This window comes from Streptomyces sp. S.PB5, from assembly GCF_030403745.1.
Taxonomy (GTDB): domain Bacteria; phylum Actinomycetota; class Actinomycetes; order Streptomycetales; family Streptomycetaceae; genus Streptomyces.
The window spans coordinates 121450-140473 of sequence record NZ_JAQMWP010000011.1; the positions used below are offsets into that span (position 1 = coordinate 121450).

Sequence of the window (19024 nt, forward strand, 5' to 3'; positions counted from 1 at the left end):
GCGGTCGCGGGGGCCTTGTCACGCCTCGGTGCGATCAGCCCTTGCGGGCGTTGATCTCCTCGGTGAGCTGCGGGACGACGTCGAAGAGGTCGCCGACCACGCCGTAGTCGACCAGGTCGAAGATCGGGGCCTCGGCGTCCTTGTTGACCGCCACGATCGTCTTCGAGGTCTGCATGCCCGCGCGGTGCTGGATCGCGCCGGAGATGCCGTTGGCGATGTACAGCTGCGGCGAGACGGACTTGCCGGTCTGGCCGACCTGGTTGGTGTGCGGGTACCAGCCGGCGTCCACCGCGGCACGCGAGGCACCCACGGCCGCGCCGAGGGAGTCGGCGAGGGCCTCGATGAGCGGGAAGTTCTCCGCGCCGTTGACGCCACGGCCGCCGGAGACGACGATCGCGGCCTCGGTCAGCTCCGGACGCCCGGTCGACTCGCGCGCGGTGCGCGCGGTCACCTTGGTGCCGGTGGCCAGCGCGCCGAAGGTCACGGACAGGGCCTCGACGGTGCCGGCGGCCGGGGCGGCCTCCACAGCAGCGCTGTTGGGCTTGACCGTGATGACCGGGGTGCCCTTGCTGACACGGGACTTGGTGGTGAAGGACGCGGCGAACACCGACTGGGTGGCCACCGGGCCCTCGTCACCGGCCTCCAGGTCGACGGCGTCGGTGATGATGCCGGAGCCGATGCGCAGCGCCAGACGCGCGGCGATCTCCTTGCCCTCCGCGGAGGACGGCACCAGGACGGCGGCCGGGGAGACGGCCTCGTAGGCGGCCTGCAGGGCGTCGACCTTCGGCACGACCAGGTAGTCGGCGTACTCGGCGGCCTCGTGGGTGAGGACCTTGACGGCGCCGTGCTCGGCGAGCGCGGCGGCGGTGTCCGCGGCGCCGTTGCCCAGCGCGACGGCGACCGGCTCGCCGATGCGGCGGGCCAGCGTCAGCAGCTCCAGGGTGGGCTTGCGGACGGCACCGTCCACGTGGTCGACGTAGACGAGAACTTCAGCCATGGGAATGCTCTCCTGCGGATTGCGAAGTCTTGAGGGGCGGAAGGGGAGTGAGCCTCGGCGGGCCAGTGACCCTTAGATGAACTTCTGGCTCGCGAGGAACTCGGCGAGCTGCTTGCCGCCCTCGCCCTCGTCCTTGACGATCGTGCCCGCGGTGCGCGCGGGGCGCTCGGCGGCCGTGTCGACCTTGGTCCAGGCGCCGTCCAGACCCACTTCCTCGGCCTCGATGTCGAGGTCGGAGAGGTCCCAGGACTCCACCGGCTTCTTCTTGGCGGCCATGATGCCCTTGAAGGACGGGTAACGCGCCTCGCCCGACTGGTCGGTGACGGACACGACGGCCGGGAGGGACGCCTCCAGCTGCTCGCTCGCGGCATCCCCGTCGCGGCGGCCCCTGACCGTGCCGTCCTCGACCGAGACCTCGGAGAGCAGGGTGACCTGCGGGACGCCCAGGCGCTCGGCGACCAGCGCGGGCACGATGCCGGCGGTGCCGTCGGTGGAGGCCATGCCGGAGATCACCAGGTCGAACCCGGCCTTCTCGATCGCCTTCGCCAGCACCAGGGAGGTGCCGATGGCGTCGGTGCCGTGCAGGTCGTCGTCCTCGACGTGGATCGCCTTGTCGGCGCCCATCGACAGCGCCTTGCGCAGGGCGTCCTTGGCGTCCTCCGGGCCGACGGTGAGGACGGTGACCTCGACGTCGTCGTCGGAGTTCTCCGAGATCTGCAGCGCCTGCTCGACCGCGTACTCGTCCAGCTCCGAGAGCAGACCGTCCACGTCGTCCCGGTCGACGGTCAGGTCATCGGCGAAGTGCCGGTCGCCAGTGGCGTCGGGCACGTACTTCACGGTGACAACGATCCTCAAGCTCACGCCGGCTCTCCTACTGCTCCGTCGACTTATCTCTACTGCCTGCTTGCAGGCAGCATAGGCGCCCCAAGCGGCCGATCCCGATCGGGGCGGCCCGCGCTCCGAACGAAATATTACTCGTCAGTACACCCAGTTCGTTCCCGCTAAGCAAGCGCTTTGAACTGTGACCTTTGCAACGCAGCGTAATCGGAACTCGACGGCTTCGCAGAAGCGGCGGGAGAGGGCGGGAGGCGCCGTCAGTCGCGCAGAGCGCTGAACTGCCCCTGGTGATAGAGGAGCGGACGGCCGGGGCCGGCGGGGTCGCCGAGGAGCACCTCGGCCAGGACGATGCGATGGTCCCCTGCGGGCACGCGCGCGACGACCCGGCACACCAGCCAGGCCAGGACGTCGTCGAGGACGGGGACCCCTTCGGGGCCTTCATACCAGGCGGTGGGCGCGCCGAAGCGGTCGGCGCCGCTGCGGGCGAAAGTGGCGGCCAGCTCCCGCTGGTGCTCGCCGAGTATGTGGACGCCGACGTGCTCGGCCTCGGATATCGCGGGCCAGCTGGAGGCGCCGACGCCGATACCGAAGGAGAGCAGCGGCGGCTCGGCGGAGACCGAGGTGAGGGAGGTCGCGGTGAAGCCGACCGGGCCCCGCTCACCATCGGCGGTGATCACGGCGACGCCCGCCGCGTGCCGCCGGAAGACGGAGCGGAGGAGGTCGGGAGAGGCGAGCTGAGGGGTACGGAGTTCCGGCGTTGCCGTCATGGACGTGTCCTTCTGCGAGGGCGGGCGTGCTGGTCCGTGGCTGCTCAGCAACCCGGACAGCGCGCGCTCGCGTTGCGGACGAGGTCGACGTGGACCCGCCCGAACAGAAGGAGTTCGGAAGGCATACGGTCAGGCTGACGATAGGTGGCGGGCGCAGTCAAGTACGTTCCGGCATATGGGAGATGGCTCACCGTGCGCCCACCGAGGTCAAACCGCCTCCCCCAGTGCCGCGATGACATCCGCCTTGCGCGGCTGTCCGGTGGCCCGCCGCACGACACGGCCGTCGGCGTCCAGTACGAGCACGGTCGGCGTCTTGAGGATGTCGAGTGCACGGACGAGGTCCAGATGGGCCTCGGCGTCGATCTCGATGTGCGCGACGCCCGGCACCATGCCGGCCACCTCGCCCAGGATCCGCTTGGTGGCCCGGCAGGGCGCGCAGAAGGCGCTGGAGAACTGGACCAGCGTGGCCCGCTCCCCCAACTCCCCGCCCAGCTCGGCCGTGCCGAGCCGCTTGCCGTCGTCCCGCCCGCGCACCCGTACTCTCCCGCTCCGCCGCTTGTGCAGCACTCCGTAGGCGCTCGCCGCGGCGAGCACCACCACACACACCATGAGTCCGGCCATCACCCAGCTCCAGCGTTCACGAGACTGCAAAGATTCCCGGCTCCACGAAACGTTCCCCTTGCGGAATGCTTGATTCATGGACATCGACGTGAGGGGACCGCGCTTCGGAGCAGCGGTGACGACCCTAGTACTGGCGGTCGTGCTGATCACCGGCAGCGTGTGGCTCCTGGCCTGGCAGACCCTGGCGTTCGCCCTGGGCGCGGCCGGCGGGGTGGGGCGCTCGCCGTACGGCTGGCTGTACCGCAAGGCCGTACGGCCCCGGCTCGGGCCGCCGACCGAGTTCGAGGCGCCGGAACCGCCGCGGTTCGCACAGACAGTGGGGCTCGTCTTCGCGGGCCTGGGACTGGTCGGGTTCGGACTCGGACCGGAGTGGCTGGGTCTCACCGCGACCGGCGCCGCGCTCGCGGCCGCGTTCCTGAACGCCACGTTCGGGTACTGCCTGGGGTGCGAGATGTACCTGCTCGTACGGCGGGTGGCGGTACGAGCAGAGTAACGCTTTCGTAAAAGACCGAGGTGGATCAAGCTGCCGACGTGACAAGTATCTCGCCGTTCACAGGCACCAGGACTGGCCCCCCGTCCGTTCTTGGGGCACGATCTGCGAGATGCCGTAAACCTACGGCGCCGTAACTTTCCCGCTGGGAGCCACCTTTCCCAGGCAGAGAAGGAAGGGTCCACCCCGTCCATGGCAGAGCTTGTCTACCGTCCCGTCGTCGGTCTCGCCCTCACGTTGTTCAAGGCGTGGGACCTCAAGATCGACTGCCAGGGTTCGGAGAACATCCCGCGCTCGGGCGGCGCCGTGCTGGTCAGCAACCACATCAGCTACCTGGACTTCATCTTCGACGGGCTGGCGGCGCTCCCGCAGAAACGACTCGTTCGCTTCATGGCGAAGGAGTCCGTGTTCCGGCACAAGATCTCCGGTCCGCTGATGCGGGGCATGAAGCACATCCCCGTGGACCGCAAGCAGGGTGAGGCGGCCTACCAGCACGCGCTGCGCTCCCTGCGCTCCGGCGAGATCGTCGGCGTCTTCCCCGAGGCCACGATCTCCCAGTCCTTCACCCTGAAGTCCTTCAAGTCCGGTGCCGCGCGCATGGCCCAGGAGGCCGGCGTCCCGCTGATCCCGATGGCGCTCTGGGGCACCCAGCGCCTGTGGACCAAGGGTCACCCGCGCAACTTCAAGCGCAGCCACACCCCGATCACCATCCGGGTCGGCGAGCCGATCGAGGCCCCCAAGGACAAGTACGCGGGCGCGATCACCCGTCAACTCCGCGAGAGTGTCCAGCAGATGCTGGAGGCCGCGCAGCGGGCGTACCCGGTCCGTCCGAAGGACGCCGACGACACCTGGTGGATGCCGGCGCATCTGGGCGGCACGGCACCGACCCCGGAGGAAGTCCGCGCGGCCGAGACCCGCTGAGGCCGCGAACCTGAACTCCCGCCCTGAACTCCCGTCCGCCGGACGGGAGTTCACCCCTTCCTGCCATCTGGACGCTCGGCCCGCCCCTGGCTACCTTCGCCGTACCGGGCGACGCCCGGGAAGGGGGGACCGAGCTGCGTGCTTGCCGAGGTCGCGGCCGGCGTGCTCGTCGAGGCCATCGCCGGTACGGTTCGGTGGCTGCGGCGGGAGTCGGTGGGGAGTGACGGTGCCGAACAGGCGCTGATCCGCTGGTTCGACACGTATGAGTTGACGCCGGTACGGGACGCTCCCGGGCTGCCGGACGGTGTGTCCGGAGAATCCGTGGCGGAGTTCTTCCGCTGCGACGACAGCCAGGCGGTGCTGCACGAGCTGCTCGCGGCGCGCTTGACGGACGCGCCGGAGGCCGTGGTCGGGCAGCTGCGGGAGGCGTACCTGGCCTGTGCGCGGGCCGCCCTGCCACCCGTCTTCGCCGCCGCCGGGCTCGGGGATCCCGATGCGGTGGCGTCGGGGCTCGCGGAGGAGTTCTTCGACCACTGCGATCTGGAGATCGCCACAATCGTGGGCCGACTCGCCGCGGCGGACCCGGTGTTGGTGGACCGGGTCCGGCGGGATGCGTTCTCGGCTCGTATCACCGCGGTGCTCGGTGCGATCGAGCGGCATACGCGGGCGTTGTCGCTGCGGGACGCCGAGTGCCTTGCCGCGGACCAGGCGTTCGTCGGGGCGTATCGGCGGCAGGCCGTGTTCGCGCACGGGTCGTTGGAGCCGCCGGATTTCGAGCGGCGGAGGCGGGTGCCGATCGAGGCGTTGCATGTGAGTCCGAGGATCCAGACGTACGACGACCACGACTCGCCCCCGCTCGACCTCGCCGACCTGGACCGCCTGTTGGACCGCACCGTGCTGCTGGGCGATCCGGGGTGCGGCAAGTCCACCACCTGTCAGGTCCTCATGCACAGACGGGCCTGCGACCCGAGCTCTCCGCTGCCCTTCCTCGTCGTACTGCGCGACTTCGCCGCAGGCGACGGGGAGCGGAGCTCGGTCGTCGACCACATCGAGCACCGCCTCAGGACCCACTACCAGTGCCCCGCACCGCCGGGCGCCGTGGACCGGCTGTTGCTGAGCGGAGCCGCCTCGGTCGTCTTCGACGGGCTGGACGAACTGCTGGACGCCACCCGGCGGCGGGAGGTGACCGAGGTCGTCGAGCTCTTCAGCGCCAAGTACCCACTGGCACAGGTGCTGGTCAGCTCCCGGGTCGTGGGCTACGACGAGGCCCGCCTCGACGACCGCTTCTTCGAGTGCTACCGGCTCGGATCGTTCGACCCGGAGCAGACCGAGGAGTACGTCACGAAGTGGTTCGCGCAGGAGGAAGGAACCTCCGAGGAAGCGGGACGCAGCGCGCAGGACTTCCTGGCGGGGAGCGCGGACCTCACCGATCTGCGTGGCAACCCCTTGATGCTGGCCCTGATGTGCATCCTCTACCGCGGCACGGGCTTCATCCCGCGCAGTCGTCCGGAGGTCTACGAGCAGTGTGCCGCGCTGCTGTTCCACAAGTGGGACGTCCGGCGCCGGATTCATGTCGAACTGACGATGTCACGGCTGGTCGAGCCCGCGCTACGCCATGTCGCCCTCTGGCTCCTGACCGAGGAGGGCGAGAGCCCTTCGGTGACGGAACGCGAACTCGTGGACAGGGTCGCGGAGTTCCTGGACGGCCGCGGCTATGAGGCGCGTGCGGAGGCCGAGACGGCGGCACGCCAGTTCGTGGGCTTCTGCCGCGGACGCGCCTGGGTGTTCAGCGAGATGGGCACCACCGCACGCGGGGAGAGCCTGTACACCTTCACGCACCGCACGTTCCTGGAGTACTTCGCCGCCGCTCAGCTCGCCGGCCTCAGCGACACCCCGGAAGCATTGGCCCGCCGTCTCGCGTCCCGCGTGGCCCGGCAGCAGTGGGACGTCGTCGGCCAGCTGGCCGTGCAGATGAAGGACCGCGCGACGGTCGACGGGGCGGAACGCGTCTTCACCGCCCTGCTCGACGAACGGCGCCGCCGGTCGACCGCAGGCCGCGGAAACGTACTCGCGTTTCTGGCCCGCTGCCTGAGCTGCGTGGATCCGCCTCCTCGCATCGTGCGCCGGCTGACGAGGGAGGCGGTGGAGCACCTGCTGCCGGGGGACCCCATGGACGCGGAGTTCAGTGGCCCCGTCATGGCCCTGCTCACCAGCTCCTGGTACAGCCGCGAGCTGGTCGCGGACGAGCTGGCTGCGGCGATCGCCGACGCCGTGACGTCGGGGGACGGACACCGACGGCGAACCGGACTGCTCCTGGCCGCGTACGCCGCCCACGGCGTCAGCTCGATCCACGCTCAGGACCTGTTCGACCACTGGTGGGGCTTCGCCCGCGGGAGGATCACCGAGTACGCGGCAGAGTTCCGCGCCGCGGCACGCGACGGTGTCGGTCTCCTGGACGTCGGTCTCAATCACGGACTGGCCCGGCTGAGCGACTACCTCCACAACGGCGACCTGACTCTGAGCTCGCTGTTCGACAGATGGCCCATGGGCATCTTCAGCGCGGATCACGTGTGGTCGCCGTACGCCTTCCGCTGCCTCTACGTGTTCCTGGGGAACGAGCGGGACTCACGTCCGCTGTGGGAGTCCACCCCACGTGACTGCTCCACTGTCGGTGCCTGGGTGCGGGAACACGCCCAGCCGCCATGGGCGGACCGTCCCCACGACGTGTCGCGCCCTCTGGACGGCATGCTCCGATCCCTGAGTTCGGCGTCCCGGGAACCTGTGGCCCCCGACGCCCTGGACGCCGACGGCTACCTGGGCGCCGCAGTGCTGCTCCTGACCTCCCTGGAGGCCTGCAGCGAACCCCCGGCCACCGAGCGCCTCGTGGCCGTGCTCGGCCCGCTCTCCGACCTCGGCCCCTACATCGCGGCCAGGCACACCGGCGACGACGTCCCCCTCCCCGGCCTCCCCGTCCCCGACGGCTACGGCGACCTCCTGAGCGCCTGGGCCCGCCGCGACGTCGACTTCGTACGCCGTCCCTGACCCCTCAGCCCGCCGACACCGCCGCCCCTACCTCGATCCGCGCCCCCGGGCTGAACTTCTCCAACAGCTCGGCCAGTTCGGCAGCGGCCGCCTCCACCTCGGCGACCGCCATCGGCGCGAGGCTCTCCAGCAGGAAGATCCCGGAGACGGTCTCCTCCGTGAGCCGGGTCCGCGGCCCCTGGCGCCAGTTCCAGCGGCGGCACGTCACGCCACGGTCGTCGCGCCACACCACCTCCCCGGCGTCAGGGTGTTCGACGACCTCCTCCCCGCCCGCGACGGTCACGAAGTCCTCCTCGCCGGTTGCCCGGACCAGGCGCATGCCGCCCTCGATGCGGTCGATGTCCTCGCCGCCCACGGGGATCAGATGGGCGACGCTGATCGCGTTGTAGAGGTCGACGAGGAGGTTGATCCGGGGCAGCCCGCCCTCCGCGAGGGCCCGCTTCGCCAGCGCCTCCGCCGAGTTGCGTGTCCGTGACGGCTTCGAGCCGAACGCCGTGTACACCGAGCGCCAGGCCGCCATGTGCGGGTCCTCGTGCGGGGCCCGGCCGTCCAGACGGGCGGCGAGACGGTGGGCCGCGTCGTCGAGGAGTGCCGAACTCGCCTCGGTGCTGGGCCCGTTGACCAGGTCGTGCGCTTCGATCGCGACGTGGGTGAAGCCGGGCGCGAGGGTGCGGACCTCGTCGGACACGGTCAGGGAGAGGGTCATCGGCTGCCTCAGAGTGCGGTCGGGAGCGTCTTCCACAGGTGCGGCCGGTCGGGAGCGGCCTTGAGGACGCTCAGAACGGCCGGATGCGGTTCAGCGTACAGCACTGGATAGTCCACCTCATTGGACTCCGGATCGCACACGAAAGCCAGCCGTTCGCCGTCGAGGGAGAACTGGGCATCCACACCCGGCTTGTTGCCCCGAGGATCCTGCCGATGCCAGGCCCCGTTGAACCGGACGGCGACCAGACCGTGCACCACGTCGAACTTCTGGTAGCACAGCGCCGTCGGGATGTCCTCGGCCCGCAACAGCGCGGCCAGGGCGTGGGCCTTGGCGTAGCAGATGCCGGTGCCCTGCTCCAGGACGTCGGAGGCGCGCCAGGTGACTCGAGGGTCGCCCGCGTCCTGCGAGTGAGGGATGGTGTCGCGTACGAACTCGAAGGCCAGTCGCGCATACCCATACGAGTCCTCGGCCTGCCGGGCGAGGCGGGCCGCGGTCTCCCGCACGCGCGGGTGATGGTGGTCGATGGCCTCGTCCGCGGCCAAGTAGGCGGACAGATCAGCGGTGTTCTGGATCAGCTCCATGACCGCAGAGCATAGGAATGCGATCACCCGAACGTCAATCGTTTTACGGGTGATCGCATAGCTATGCAGTGGATGGATGTGCGCTAGTGCGCCATCTCCTCCTTCAGCGCCGCGACGAACGCGTCCACGTCCTCCTCGGTCGTGTCGAACGCGCACATCCAGCGGACATCGCCCGCGGCCTCGTCCCAGAAGTAGAAACGGAACCGCTTCTGCAGCCGCAGACTCACCTCGTGCGGCAGCCGCGCGAAGACCGCGTTGGCCTGCACCGGGTAGAGGATCTCCACACCGTGGACCGCCCGGACGCCCTCGGCCAGCCGCTGGGCCATCTCGTTGGAGTGGCGGGCGTTGCGCAGCCACAGATCCTTCGCCAGCAGCGCCTCCAGCTGCACCGACACGAAGCGCATCTTCGAGGCGAGCTGCATCGACAGCTTGCGCAGGTGCTTCATATGGCTGACGGCGTCCTGGTTGATCACCACGACGGCCTCACCGAAGAGCGCGCCGTTCTTCGTCCCGCCCAGCGACAGGATGTCGACGCCGACCGCGTTGGTGAACGTCCGCATCGGGACGTTCAGCGACGCCGCCGCGTTGGATATCCGGGAGCCGTCCAGGTGCACCTTCATACCGCGCGCGTGGGCGTGGTCGCAGATCGCCCGGATCTCGTCCGGCGTGTAGAGGGTGCCGAGCTCGGTGCTCTGGGTGATGGAGACGACCTGCGGCATCGCCCGGTGCTCGTCCTCCCAGCCCCAGGCCTGGCGGTCGATCAGCTCGGGCGTGAGCTTGCCGTCGGGCGTGGGGACGGTGAGCAGCTTCAGGCCGCCCATGCGCTCCGGCGCCCCGCCCTCGTCGACGTTGACGTGCGCGCTCTCGGCGCAGATCACCGCGCCCCAGCGGTCGGTGACCGCCTGGAGGGCGACGACATTGGCACCGGTGCCGTTGAAGACCGGGAACGCCTCCGCCGTGGGGCCGAAGTGGCTGCGGATGATCGACTGGAGGTTGTCGGTGTAGTCGTCCTCGCCGTAGGCGACCTGGTGCCCGCCGTTGGCCAGGGCCAGGGCGGCGAGCACCTCCGGGTGGGCGCCGGCGTAGTTGTCGCTGGCGAAGCCGCGGCTGTCCGGGTCGTGACGGCGACGGGCGTCGGTCTTCGCAGGGTTCACGGCTTCTCGGTGAGCCACAGACGGTTTCCGTTCACTTCTCCGGCGGGCTTGTCCCAGACGTCGACGATGGCACCGGCGAGGTCCTTGACGTCCGTGAAGCCCGCGAACTTCGCGTTGGGTCGTTCGGCGCGCATCGCGTCGTGCACCAACGCCTTCACCACCAGGATGGTCGCCGCGGAGGTGAGCTCCTCACCGGCCCCCGCCTTGCGGAAGAAGTCGGCCATGGCGAGGGTCCACGCCTCGGCGGCGGCCTTCGCGGCGGCGTAGGCGGCGTTGCCCGCGGTGGGCTTGGTCGCGCCGGCCGCGCTGATCAGGACGTAGCGGCCGCGGTCGCTGCGCTGGAGGGCCTCGGAGAAGGCGAGGGAGGTGTGCTGCACGGTGCGGATGAGCAGCAGCTCCAGGAAGTCCCAGTCGTCGAGGCTGGTCTTGATGAAGGTCTCGCTGCCACGCCAGCCGCCGACGAGGTGGACCACGCCGTCGACCCGGCCGAAGTCCTTCTCGATGCCGGCCGCCCAGTCCCGGGTGGACTCCAGGTCGAGCAGGTCGACGGGCTCCCCGGTGACGGTGGCCCCGCCGGCCGCGTCCCGGGCGTGGGACACGGCCTCCGCGAGCCGCTCGGGGTCGTTGTCCGCGCCGACGACGGTGGCACCCGCCTCGGCCAGTCGCCGCAGTGTCGCGCGGCCCGCGGGTCCGCCCGCGCCGGCCACCGCGATCACCGCACCGCTGAGAGCTCCGTTCCCCGCCATGTTCTTCGCCTCCTGAGCTTGCCGTGCAGTGTTCTCGGTACCGCGGTCGTTCACGCGGCGACCTGCTCGGCGCTCTCCGCACGGATGCCCTTGGTGCTGGCGATCACGTTCTTGAGCTTCTTGGAGAGGGCCTCATAGAACATGCTCAGCGGAAACTCGTCCGGAAGCACGTCATCGACGAGCTTTCGCGGCGGCTGGGTCAGGTCGAGGGCGTCGGGACCCTTGGCCCACTTGGAGCCCGGGTGCGGGGCGAGGTAGGCGGAGACCAGCTCGTACCCGGCGAACCAGTGGACGAGCTTCGGGCGGTCGATGCCGTCGCGGTAGAGCTGCTCGATGTCGGCGCAGAGCTGGTTGGTGACCTGCGGGGCGCGCTGCCAGTCGATGTGCAGCTTGTTGTCGGTCCAGCGGACGACGTCGTGCTTGTGGAGGTAGGCGAAGAGCAGCTGGCCGCCGAGACCGTCGTAGTTGCGGACCCGCTCGCCGGTGACCGGGAAGCGGAACATCCGGTCGAAGAGGACCGCGAACTGCACGTCACGGGCCTGCGCGACGCCTTCCGTCTCCAGCTTCACGGCCTCCTTGAAGGCGGTGAGGTCGCAGCGCAGCTCCTCCAGGCCGTACATCCAGAACGGCTGGCGCTGCTTGATCATGAACGGGTCGAAGGGCAGGTCGCCGTGGCTGTGGGTGCGGTCGTGGACCATGTCCCACAGGACGAAGGCCTCCTCGCAGCGCGTCTGGTCGTGGACCATCGCGGCGATGTCCTCGGGGAGCTCGAGGCCGAGGATGTCGACGGCGGCGTCGGTGACCCGGCGGAAGCGGGCGGCCTCGCGGTCGCAGAAGATGCCGCCCCAGGAGAAGCGTTCCGGTGCCTCGCGCACGGCGATGGTCTCCGGGAAGAGCACGGCGGAGTTGGTGTCGTAGCCGGCCGTGAAGTCCTCGAACTTGATGCCGCAGAACAGCGGGTTGTCGTAGCGGGTGCGCTCCAGCTCGGCCAGCCAGTCGGGCCAGACCATGCGCAGCACGACCGCTTCGAGGTTGCGGTCGGGGTTGCCGTTCTGCGTGTACATCGGGAAGACGACCAGGTGCTGCAGACCGTCGGCGCGGCCCGCGGCGGGCTGGAAGGCCAGCAGGGAGTCCAGGAAGTCGGGCACCTCGAAACCGCCGTCGGCCCACCGCTGCAGGTCCTTGACCAGGGCCTCGTGGTAGGCGCAGTCGTGCGGGAGCAGCGGGGAGAGCTCCTCGACGGCGCCGACGACCTGCCGTACGACGGCCTCGGCATCGGCGCGCCCGGGGGCGCCCTCGGCCGTGAAGTCGATCGATCCGTCCTTGGACTGCCAGGGCCGGATCCGCTCCACGGCATCCTTGAGCACGGGCCATGCCGGGTGCTCCACCACCCTGGTCATGGGAGGAGCCTGCTCCCCCGTCGCCGCCTGCACAAGAATTTCCGTCATGTCCCATCCTCCACGGGAGAACCTCGCGTCAGGACACCGTATGCATGGCAGGTTTCTTCAAGCAAGAGGAGTCTCCGGAAATTATCCTGCGCAGCCACATGGTCACAGAAATTTTTCCTGCCGAACGCCATGTCGGCGGATTCAATGGGTATACGTAACCCCCTTGGGGTCGAGGGGCGGTCAATGCCCGCAGGACTCGCCCACGCCTGTGTACGCGCGGGTTCATCACCGCCCCGGGCCACTAGGCTGCGGAGGCTGAGCCGCCGTCGACGGAAGCGAGTTGAACCTTGAACTTCCTTACCATCGGTCATCGCGGGGTCATGGGTCTCGAACCCGAGAACACCCTCCGCTCCTTCGTCGCCGCCCAGGAGGCCGGCCTCGACGTCATCGAACTCGACCTGCACCTGAGCAAGGACGGCGCGCTCGTCGTCATGCACGACACGGACGTGGACCGCACGACCGACGGGACCGGCCCGATCGCCGAGAAGACCCTTGAGGAACTGCGCGCCCTGGACGCGGGCCGCGGCGAGCGGGTCCCCGTCTTCGAGGAGGTCCTGGAGGCCGTACGGACACCGCTCCAGGCCGAGATCAAGGACATCGCGGCGGCCCGGGCCCTGGCCGAGGTCATGCTCAAGCGGGATCTGGTCGGCCGGGTCGAGGTCTCCTCGTTCCACGACGAGGCGGTCGCCGAGATCACCCGCCTGGTGCCGGGCGTACGGACCGCACTGATCGCCAGCCGGTACGGCACCGACGTCGTGGACCGGGCCGTCGAGGCGGGCGCCGCGACCGTCTGCCTCAACATCCGCCGGATCACCCTGGAGGTCGTCGAACACGCCCGCAAGGCGGACCTCAGGATCATCGGCTGGGTGGTCAACACCCAGGACCAGCTGCGTCTCGTACGGGCCCTGCAGCTGGACGGTGCGACCACCGACTACCCGGAGATCAAGCGCACCGCCCGCTTCACCGCATAGCCCCCTGCATGAACGTCACACCAACGGCTTGACCAGCAGCTCGAACTGCAGGTCGTCGCGCTGCGGGATGCCGAAGCGCTCGTCGCCGTACGGGAACGGGGTCATCCGGCCCGTACGGCGGTAGCCGCGCCGCTCGTACCAGGCGATGAGGTCGTCGCGTACGGAGATCACCGTCATCTGCATCTCCGTGGCACCCCACTCCTCGCGGACCCTGCGCTCGGCCTCGGCGATGATCACCTTGCCGAGGCCGACGCCCTGGAGCTGCGGGCTGACCGCGAACATCCCGAAGTAGGCGTGGACGCCGCGGTGTTCGAGCTGGCAGCAGGCCACGATCCCGCCGTCGCGCTCGACGGTGAGCAGCCGGCTGTCGGGCGACTTGATGACCTGGAGGACCCCGTCGGGGTCGGTCCGCTGCCCCTGGAGGATGTCCGCCTCGGTGGTCCACCCCGCCCGGCTGGAGTCCCCTCGGTACGCCGACTCGATCAGCGCGACCAGGGCATCCACATCGGCGTCGGTCGCGTCGCGGAAAGTGAGTCCAGCGGTCATCGGGCGTATCTCCGCTCTCGGGCACGGCACGGGCACCGACGAGCGTAACGCTCCCACTAGGCTCCGCCGCATGGTGCACGTACTGAGTGGCCGAACCCTCCTCCACCCCACCGACCCCGAGCGCTCCCGGGCCTTCTACGGAGAGCAGCTCGGCCTCGCCGTCTACCGCGAGTTCGGCACGGGTCCCGACCGCGGCACCGTCTACTTCCTCGGCGGCGGCTTCCTGGAGGTCTCGGGGCGGTCGCAGACACCGCCGTCCCCGGCGGTGCGGTTGTGGATGCAGGTCGAGGACGTGGCGGCCGCGCACGAGGAGCTGCTGGCGAAGGGCGTCGCGATCGTGCGGCCGCCGGTGAAGGAGCCCTGGGGGCTGATCGAGATGTGGATCGCCGACCCGGACGGGATGCCGATCGTGCTGGTGGAGGTGCCGGCGGACCATCCGATCCGGTACCGGCCCGGGATCTAGGGGCGGTGTTCCCAGCCTCGGTCGGTGCGGGTCAGTTCGTGGAAGCCGGTCGAGGTCAGCAGGGCGATCGCCTTGGTGTCGCCCGCCTGCTCGTAGGCGACGACGCGGTCGACGCCGGACAGCCGGAGCCATTCGGCGGCCTGGGCGAGGAGCCGGCGTCGCAGGTCCTCGGACCCGGCGTGCAGGTTGCCGATGTCGGCGAGACCCGCGGCGCGTGTGTGGCGTTCGGGGCGGGCCAGGGCGGTGTCCACCTCGATGAAGCCGAGGGCGCGGCCGCCGTCGCGGGCCGTGAAGCGGGTGCCGCACTCCCCCAGGGTGCGTTCGACGGTGACGCCCGGGCAGGGCTCGGGCGGTGGGAGGTCGGCGACGCGGGCGATCAGGACGACCTCCGTGTCGCCCAGGTGCCGGAAGCCCGCCCGTGCGTAGGCGGCGCGGATGTGCGGCCAGTTGCGGGGCAGGCCGTACACGACCGGGGCGGGCAGCGAGCCGTCGGCATACCGGACGCGGACGTTCCAGCGGGCCAGCCGGGCGAGGCAGGCGGCGAGCAGGAGGTCGGCGGCCTCCTCCGGGTCGGACCGGAAGGACGCCCGGGGATGGCAGACCAGCCAGTTGATCTCGCCCGCGTCCCGGTAGCTCTCGCCGACCTCCGGGTCCGCGCGGTAGCGCAGCAGATGGGCGGCCGCGACGACGTACCCGTGCTGCTCGGCGACGAGTGTCACGCGCTCGCACACCCAGGGGTCGGTGAGGAACTCCTCGGGCCGGCGTTCCAGCGCGCTCAGGACGGTGTTGGTGGAGACGGAGACGCCGGGGATCACGGCGGCGACATGCGCGTTGATCAGTTCGGTGAGCTGGTCGCGGTCGTCGCGGCGGAACGGGCGCACCTCTGGAGCGGACATACGGGGCCTCCGGGCCGTGGTGGTGAACGGGAGGGCCGCCATGAGGTGCGGTACGCGGACGAGGGTACGCGCGGTCGGGGGCCCGGGGCCAGAGTGCGACGCCGGATGGCAGCGGCGGCCGAGCGGGGCTAGCGTGCGAAAAGGGGACGCTCGCGTCGGCAGAAAGGCCGTGACGCCATGAAACTCGACAAGCCGGTGGTCGGCGGCCCCTGCTGGGCCGAGGTGGGAACCCCGGATCCGGAGGCGGCGAAGTCCTTCTACGGCGAGCTCTTCGGCTGGCGCGCGGAGACCGACTCCCGGGAGGAGATGGGCGGGTACACGATCGCGTACGTCGGTCATCTCCCGGTCGCCGGGCTTGTGCCGTTGGGTGAGGAGGGGCAGCCCGTCGTGTGGTTCGTGACCTTCGCCGTGGCGGATCTCGACGCCACGGTGGAGAAGGTCGAGTCGGCCGGTGGGAGCGTGGTGTTCGAGCCCGGGGACGTTCCCGGCATGGGGCGCTTCGCCTCGGTCGCCGATCCGCAGGGCGCCGGTTTCCATCTGTGGCAGGCGAAGGGCTTCGAGGGGGCGGGGCTGCTCAACGAGCCCGGTGCGCTCGGGTGGGTGGAGCTGATGAGCCGGCAGCCCGAGCGGGCGGTGGACTTCTACACCACGGTGTTCGGCTGGAGCGTCAACGCCTCCGAGCACTACACGCAGTGGGGTCTCGACGGCGCCGACTTCGGCGGCATGGTGCGGATGGACGACAAGTTCCCGCCCGAGGTGCCGCCGCACTGGCTGCCGTACTTCGCGGTGGCGGACGTGGACGCGAGCGCGGCAACGGCGACGGAGGCGGGCGGCACGGTCCTGATGGAGCCCACGACCGTGCCCGACGGTCTGCGGATCGCGGTCCTGCGGGATCCCCAAGGGGCTATGTTCGGGGTGTACTCGGCAGGCGCGGAACACTGATCCACGGCCGCCGGGAAACGCGCTTGCGTTGAAGTGCGCTCCACCTCCTAGCGTCGTGCGCACGAACTGCCCGAAGGGGGAACTGAATCGTGCGTTACACACTGTTCGGCAGGACCGGTCTGCGCGTGAGCGAGCTGAGCCTCGGCGCGATGGTCATGGGCGAGGAGTCGGGCGTCGGCTCGGACAAGGAGACGAGCGCCAAGCTGCTGGACGCCTACGCCGACGCGGGCGGCAACTTCGTCGACACGGCCGACATCTACTCGGGCGGCAACTCCGAGCGGATTCTCGGCGAGTCGCTGGAGGGCCGGCGCGAGGAGTTCGTGCTGGCCAGCAAGTACACGTGCGGGACCCGCAAGGGGGACCTGAACGCGGCCGGCAACCACCGCAAGAATCTGGTGCAGTCGGTGGAGGCGAGCCTGGAGCGGCTGCGCACCGACCGCCTCGACGTCCTGTGGGTGCACGCCCGGGACAACTTCACCCCGGTCGACGAGGTGATGCGGGCACTGGACGACCTCGTACGGACCGGCAAGGTGCTGTACATCGGTGTCTCGGACTGGCCCGCGTGGGAGATCGCACAGGCCAACACCCTGGCCGAACTGCGGGGTTGGACCGCGTTCGCCGGTTCGCAGCTGCGCTACAACCTGCTGGAGCGCACTCCGGAACGTGAACTGCTGCCGCAGGCGCGGGCGTTCGGCCAGGCGGTGTTCGCCTGGGCTCCGCTGTCGGCCGGACGGCTGACCGGCAAGTACCGGCGGGGTGAGACGGGCCGGCTCGACGCCTGGGGCAGCAAGCCGACCGCCCAGGAGGAAGAGGTCATCACCGCGGTCCTGGAGATCGCCGAACAGGGCGGCTGGAGCCCGGCCCAGGTGGCGCTGGCCTGGCTGCTCCAGCGCCCCGGCAACATCGTCCCGATCGTCGCCGCCATCAAGGAGCACCAGCTCGCCGACAACCTGGGCAGCGTCGGCGTGCGCCTCGACGCGGACGCGGTCGCGCGCCTGGACGAGGCGAGCGCGGTGGACCTGGGCTTCCCGCACGACTTCGTCCGGGAGCCGGCCGTCGTCAAGACGATCTACGGCGACCGCTGGGCCGACATCGACGACCGCCGCTCGGGCTACCGCCGCACGGCGACCGACGTCCTCTAGTCCACGCATGGTCCGCCGGTCCACGCATGGTCCGTTAGTCCACGAAGTAGCTGTCGTGCCGGACGCGGAACTCCTTGAGTGCGTCGCCGCCGCGTCCGGTCATCTCCGCGACCTGCTCGAAGTACTCCTCACGCGGGGCGCCCGGGGAGAAGAGCAGGAGCATGGACGTGGGTTCGTCGGAGACGTTCTTGAAGGCGTGCAGCCCGCCGACCGGCACGTACAGGAAGTCGCCCGCGAGGCCCGTGACCCACTTCTCCCCGTTGTAGAGCTCCAGTTCGCCCGAGAGGACGTAGAAGGACTCCGACATCGCCTTGTGGAAGTGGGTGCTGGGCCCGCCGGACCGGGGCGCCATCTCCACCTTGTACAGGCCGAATTCACCTCCGGTCGACTCATGGGTGGCGAGGTAGTGGGTCGAGCCACCGGGCGAGGAGAGGTCCGCGGGGGTGCCGGCGGGGCGGAAGACGGCGTTCACCTCGCCCTTGTCGCCGTGGTAGCGGGGCTCCGGGTACGACATGATGCGCTCCTTCTGACAGATCGACACCGGAAAGGGTGGCTCGCGCCCCCGCGCGGCGGCATCATGCCTCCGGATGATCTTGACGAGCCGGGGACGAGGACCGCGGACCTGGACCTGACGGCGCGCTAGCGTCCGGGAACCATCTGCGTCAGCTGGTGGATGCCGTGGCGGCTGCGCACCTCGGCGACGGCCTGCTGGTCGGGCGGCCCGCCCCCTTCCAGGATCCCGGCGATCTCCATGATGTAGTGCTCGTGGCCGGCCGGGGCGGCGAGGAACAGCATGCGGGCGGGGGCCGTACCGGGGTTGGCGAAGCCGTGGGGGCAGCCTGCGGGGACGTACATCAGGCTGCCGGGCCCGCCGCGGGCAACCTTCTGTCCGGACTCCGACTGCCAGCTCTGCCAGTTCCCGGAGGTCCGGACCGTGGGTTCGAAGGCGAGGAGGTCGAGTTCGCCGTCGAGGACGTAGAACAACTCCTCGGCCTCGTCGTGGAAATGGGCCCCGACGTCGAACCCCGGCCCCACGACGGCCTCGAACACCGACCAGCGGGCCGAGTGTTCGGCCCCGACCTTGAGCGTCATGCCGGAGGCGCCCATGAGGCGGCCCGAGCCCGGCGGCAACACCAGTCCATCGGTCATGGCGGCCATGGTGACCCGGAAGCCCCGGTTCGGGAAGCGGTCGTCAGACGAGCGGCGTCACCGTCACCGAGTCGACGACCGGGACGCCCCGTTGGAGGGTCACGGGGACGGAGAGGCGCCAGAAGTTACTGGACTCCCCGATCGCTCCCGGGCGAACTCCAGGAACCCCTTGACCTCGGGGCACAGGATGCAGGTGTCGGGACCGGCGATCCGGGTGTCCGGGTGGAGGCCCTCGATCAGCCGGTACACGTCCCGCCAGGCGGTGAAGCAGCGCTCGGGGTCGGTGTGCCAGGAGGTGCCGTCGTAGCTCCACTCCCCGTCGCCGAACATGTTGCCCTCGGGTTCGCTGAACGGCACGTGGACGACATGGGACTTCGACTCGCCCGTCGTCAGGACCTGTTCGACCTGCTTGCGGATGCTCGCGACGAAACCGGAGGTAGACGTCCCGGCCGCCGGCGCCGGGGTGCTGGATGCCGTCCTGAGCCTTGGTGACGACCGTGCGGACGTACATGCCCTCGACGACGGCACGGCCGGGCACACCGTCGCCGTAGAGGCCGTAGAGCGTGCCGGCGGCGCCGCCGTGGAAGGGTCCCGGCTCGGCGCCG

21 protein-coding genes are annotated in these 19024 nt (G+C 70.1%); 7 read left to right on the top strand and 14 right to left on the bottom strand.

Going from position 1 to position 19024, the window contains the following annotated elements; genetic code table 11:
- Positions 1 to 34: 34 nt before the first annotated feature.
- The 4 genes from PH203_RS28360 to PH203_RS28375 form a co-directional block, all read right to left on the bottom strand.
- Positions 35 to 997 carry an electron transfer flavoprotein subunit alpha/FixB family protein gene (locus tag PH203_RS28360; RefSeq protein WP_289923378.1) on the bottom strand — a complete coding sequence of 321 codons (963 nt, stop codon included), beginning with the start codon at positions 995 to 997 and terminating at the stop codon, positions 35 to 37.
- Positions 998 to 1069: 72 nt separating this feature from the next.
- Positions 1070 to 1858 carry an electron transfer flavoprotein subunit beta/FixA family protein gene (locus PH203_RS28365; RefSeq protein WP_289923379.1) on the bottom strand — a complete coding sequence of 263 codons (789 nt, stop codon included), beginning with the start codon at positions 1856 to 1858 and terminating at the stop codon, positions 1070 to 1072.
- Between the two features lie 233 nt (positions 1859 to 2091).
- Positions 2092 to 2601, bottom strand: coding sequence for a flavin reductase family protein (locus PH203_RS28370; RefSeq protein WP_289923380.1), 510 nt, complete (start codon positions 2599 to 2601; stop codon positions 2092 to 2094).
- A 207-nt stretch (positions 2602 to 2808) separates the two neighbouring features.
- Positions 2809 to 3222 (bottom strand): thioredoxin family protein, encoded by a 414-nt coding sequence (locus PH203_RS28375; RefSeq protein WP_289923381.1) that lies wholly within the window; start codon positions 3220 to 3222, stop codon positions 2809 to 2811.
- Positions 3223 to 3298: 76 nt separating this feature from the next.
- Between PH203_RS28375 and PH203_RS28380 the strand changes: the two genes are divergently transcribed.
- The 3 genes from PH203_RS28380 (at position 3299) to PH203_RS28390 (ending at position 7675) form a co-directional block, all read left to right on the top strand.
- On the top strand, positions 3299 to 3715 hold the full coding sequence (locus PH203_RS28380; RefSeq protein ID WP_289923382.1) for a DUF4395 domain-containing protein: 417 nt from the start codon (positions 3299 to 3301) through the stop codon (positions 3713 to 3715).
- A gap of 189 nt (positions 3716 to 3904) precedes the next feature.
- The gene (locus PH203_RS28385; RefSeq protein WP_289923383.1) at positions 3905 to 4633 is read left to right on the top strand and encodes a lysophospholipid acyltransferase family protein; all 729 of its coding nucleotides are present in this window, start codon (positions 3905 to 3907) and stop codon (positions 4631 to 4633) included.
- 138 nt (positions 4634 to 4771) lie between these two features.
- On the top strand, positions 4772 to 7675 hold the full coding sequence (locus tag PH203_RS28390; RefSeq protein ID WP_289923385.1) for an NACHT domain-containing protein: 2904 nt from the start codon (positions 4772 to 4774) through the stop codon (positions 7673 to 7675).
- 4 nt (positions 7676 to 7679) lie between these two features.
- On the opposite strand, the gene PH203_RS28395 is transcribed toward PH203_RS28390, so the two are convergent.
- From PH203_RS28395 to PH203_RS28415, 5 genes are all read right to left on the bottom strand, one after another.
- On the bottom strand, positions 7680 to 8381 hold the full coding sequence (locus tag PH203_RS28395) for a phenylalanine--tRNA ligase beta subunit-related protein (RefSeq protein ID WP_289923386.1): 702 nt from the start codon (positions 8379 to 8381) through the stop codon (positions 7680 to 7682).
- A gap of 8 nt (positions 8382 to 8389) precedes the next feature.
- Positions 8390 to 8962 (bottom strand): transglutaminase domain-containing protein, encoded by a 573-nt coding sequence (locus tag PH203_RS28400; RefSeq protein WP_289923387.1) that lies wholly within the window; start codon positions 8960 to 8962, stop codon positions 8390 to 8392.
- Positions 8963 to 9045: 83 nt separating this feature from the next.
- Positions 9046 to 10116: a low specificity L-threonine aldolase gene (locus tag PH203_RS28405; protein WP_289923388.1), complete on the bottom strand. Its 1071-nt coding sequence runs from the start codon at positions 10114 to 10116 to the stop codon at positions 9046 to 9048.
- Complete coding sequence (locus PH203_RS28410; RefSeq protein ID WP_289923389.1) at positions 10113 to 10862, bottom strand: SDR family NAD(P)-dependent oxidoreductase; 750 nt, start codon at positions 10860 to 10862, stop codon at positions 10113 to 10115. Before PH203_RS28410 ends, PH203_RS28405 begins: the two co-directional genes overlap by 4 nt.
- 50 nt (positions 10863 to 10912) lie before the next feature.
- Positions 10913 to 12310 (bottom strand): DUF6421 family protein, encoded by a 1398-nt coding sequence (locus PH203_RS28415; RefSeq protein ID WP_289923391.1) that lies wholly within the window; start codon positions 12308 to 12310, stop codon positions 10913 to 10915.
- 287 nt (positions 12311 to 12597) lie between these two features.
- On the opposite strand from PH203_RS28415, the gene PH203_RS28420 reads away from it, so the two are divergent.
- Positions 12598 to 13281 (top strand): glycerophosphodiester phosphodiesterase family protein, encoded by a 684-nt coding sequence (locus tag PH203_RS28420; protein WP_289923393.1) that lies wholly within the window; start codon positions 12598 to 12600, stop codon positions 13279 to 13281.
- A 15-nt stretch (positions 13282 to 13296) separates the two neighbouring features.
- Here the strand turns inward: PH203_RS28420 and PH203_RS28425 are convergent, their stop codons facing one another.
- Positions 13297 to 13827: a GNAT family N-acetyltransferase gene (locus tag PH203_RS28425; protein ID WP_289923394.1), complete on the bottom strand. Its 531-nt coding sequence runs from the start codon at positions 13825 to 13827 to the stop codon at positions 13297 to 13299.
- A gap of 70 nt (positions 13828 to 13897) precedes the next feature.
- On the opposite strand from PH203_RS28425, the gene PH203_RS28430 reads away from it, so the two are divergent.
- On the top strand, positions 13898 to 14290 hold the full coding sequence (locus PH203_RS28430) for a VOC family protein (protein ID WP_289923396.1): 393 nt from the start codon (positions 13898 to 13900) through the stop codon (positions 14288 to 14290).
- Here PH203_RS28430 and PH203_RS28435 read toward each other — a convergent pair.
- The gene (locus PH203_RS28435; RefSeq protein WP_289923399.1) at positions 14287 to 15186 is read right to left on the bottom strand and encodes an N-acetyltransferase; all 900 of its coding nucleotides are present in this window, start codon (positions 15184 to 15186) and stop codon (positions 14287 to 14289) included. The two genes, PH203_RS28430 and PH203_RS28435, sit on opposite strands and share 4 nt — an antisense overlap.
- Before the next feature lie 177 nt (positions 15187 to 15363).
- Between PH203_RS28435 and PH203_RS28440 the strand changes: the two genes are divergently transcribed.
- Together PH203_RS28440 and PH203_RS28445 are read left to right on the top strand one after the other, a co-directional pair.
- Positions 15364 to 16128 (top strand): VOC family protein, encoded by a 765-nt coding sequence (locus PH203_RS28440; protein WP_289923400.1) that lies wholly within the window; start codon positions 15364 to 15366, stop codon positions 16126 to 16128.
- A gap of 89 nt (positions 16129 to 16217) precedes the next feature.
- Positions 16218 to 17270, top strand: a complete 1053-nt coding sequence (locus PH203_RS28445) for an aldo/keto reductase (RefSeq protein ID WP_289923402.1) — start codon at positions 16218 to 16220, stop codon at positions 17268 to 17270.
- Positions 17271 to 17304: 34 nt separating this feature from the next.
- Here the strand turns inward: PH203_RS28445 and PH203_RS28450 are convergent, their stop codons facing one another.
- The 3 genes from PH203_RS28450 to PH203_RS28460 all read right to left on the bottom strand — a co-directional run bounded on the left by PH203_RS28450 (position 17305) and on the right by PH203_RS28460 (position 18947).
- Complete coding sequence (locus PH203_RS28450) at positions 17305 to 17784, bottom strand: cupin domain-containing protein (protein WP_289923404.1); 480 nt, start codon at positions 17782 to 17784, stop codon at positions 17305 to 17307.
- A 125-nt stretch (positions 17785 to 17909) separates the two neighbouring features.
- Positions 17910 to 18428 (bottom strand): cupin domain-containing protein, encoded by a 519-nt coding sequence (locus PH203_RS28455; RefSeq protein ID WP_289923405.1) that lies wholly within the window; start codon positions 18426 to 18428, stop codon positions 17910 to 17912.
- Between the two features lie 90 nt (positions 18429 to 18518).
- Positions 18519 to 18947, bottom strand: a complete 429-nt coding sequence (locus PH203_RS28460; RefSeq protein ID WP_354671269.1) for a hypothetical protein — start codon at positions 18945 to 18947, stop codon at positions 18519 to 18521.
- Positions 18948 to 19024 lie beyond the last annotated feature (77 nt).

What these genes read in the sequence shown, in the direction of transcription:
- PH203_RS28360 (WP_289923378.1), bottom strand. Translation starts at nt 997, where the DNA reads ATGGCTGAAGTTCTCGTCTACGTCGACCACGTGGACGGTGCCGTCCGC.
- PH203_RS28370 (WP_289923380.1), bottom strand. Translation starts at nt 2,601, where the DNA reads ATGACGGCAACGCCGGAACTCCGTACCCCTCAGCTCGCCTCTCCCGAC.
- PH203_RS28375 (WP_289923381.1), bottom strand. Translation starts at nt 3,222, where the DNA reads ATGGCCGGACTCATGGTGTGTGTGGTGGTGCTCGCCGCGGCGAGCGCC.
- PH203_RS28380 (WP_289923382.1), top strand. Translation starts at nt 3,299, where the DNA reads ATGGACATCGACGTGAGGGGACCGCGCTTCGGAGCAGCGGTGACGACC.
- PH203_RS28385 (WP_289923383.1), top strand. Translation starts at nt 3,905, where the DNA reads ATGGCAGAGCTTGTCTACCGTCCCGTCGTCGGTCTCGCCCTCACGTTG.
- PH203_RS28395 (WP_289923386.1), bottom strand. Translation starts at nt 8,381, where the DNA reads ATGACCCTCTCCCTGACCGTGTCCGACGAGGTCCGCACCCTCGCGCCC.
- PH203_RS28400 (WP_289923387.1), bottom strand. Translation starts at nt 8,962, where the DNA reads ATGGAGCTGATCCAGAACACCGCTGATCTGTCCGCCTACTTGGCCGCG.
- PH203_RS28410 (WP_289923389.1), bottom strand. Translation starts at nt 10,862, where the DNA reads ATGGCGGGGAACGGAGCTCTCAGCGGTGCGGTGATCGCGGTGGCCGGC.
- PH203_RS28415 (WP_289923391.1), bottom strand. Translation starts at nt 12,310, where the DNA reads ATGACGGAAATTCTTGTGCAGGCGGCGACGGGGGAGCAGGCTCCTCCC.
- PH203_RS28425 (WP_289923394.1), bottom strand. Translation starts at nt 13,827, where the DNA reads ATGACCGCTGGACTCACTTTCCGCGACGCGACCGACGCCGATGTGGAT.
- PH203_RS28430 (WP_289923396.1), top strand. Translation starts at nt 13,898, where the DNA reads ATGGTGCACGTACTGAGTGGCCGAACCCTCCTCCACCCCACCGACCCC.
- PH203_RS28435 (WP_289923399.1), bottom strand. Translation starts at nt 15,186, where the DNA reads ATGTCCGCTCCAGAGGTGCGCCCGTTCCGCCGCGACGACCGCGACCAG.
- PH203_RS28440 (WP_289923400.1), top strand. Translation starts at nt 15,364, where the DNA reads ATGAAACTCGACAAGCCGGTGGTCGGCGGCCCCTGCTGGGCCGAGGTG.
- PH203_RS28450 (WP_289923404.1), bottom strand. Translation starts at nt 17,784, where the DNA reads ATGTCGTACCCGGAGCCCCGCTACCACGGCGACAAGGGCGAGGTGAAC.
- PH203_RS28455 (WP_289923405.1), bottom strand. Translation starts at nt 18,428, where the DNA reads ATGGCCGCCATGACCGATGGACTGGTGTTGCCGCCGGGCTCGGGCCGC.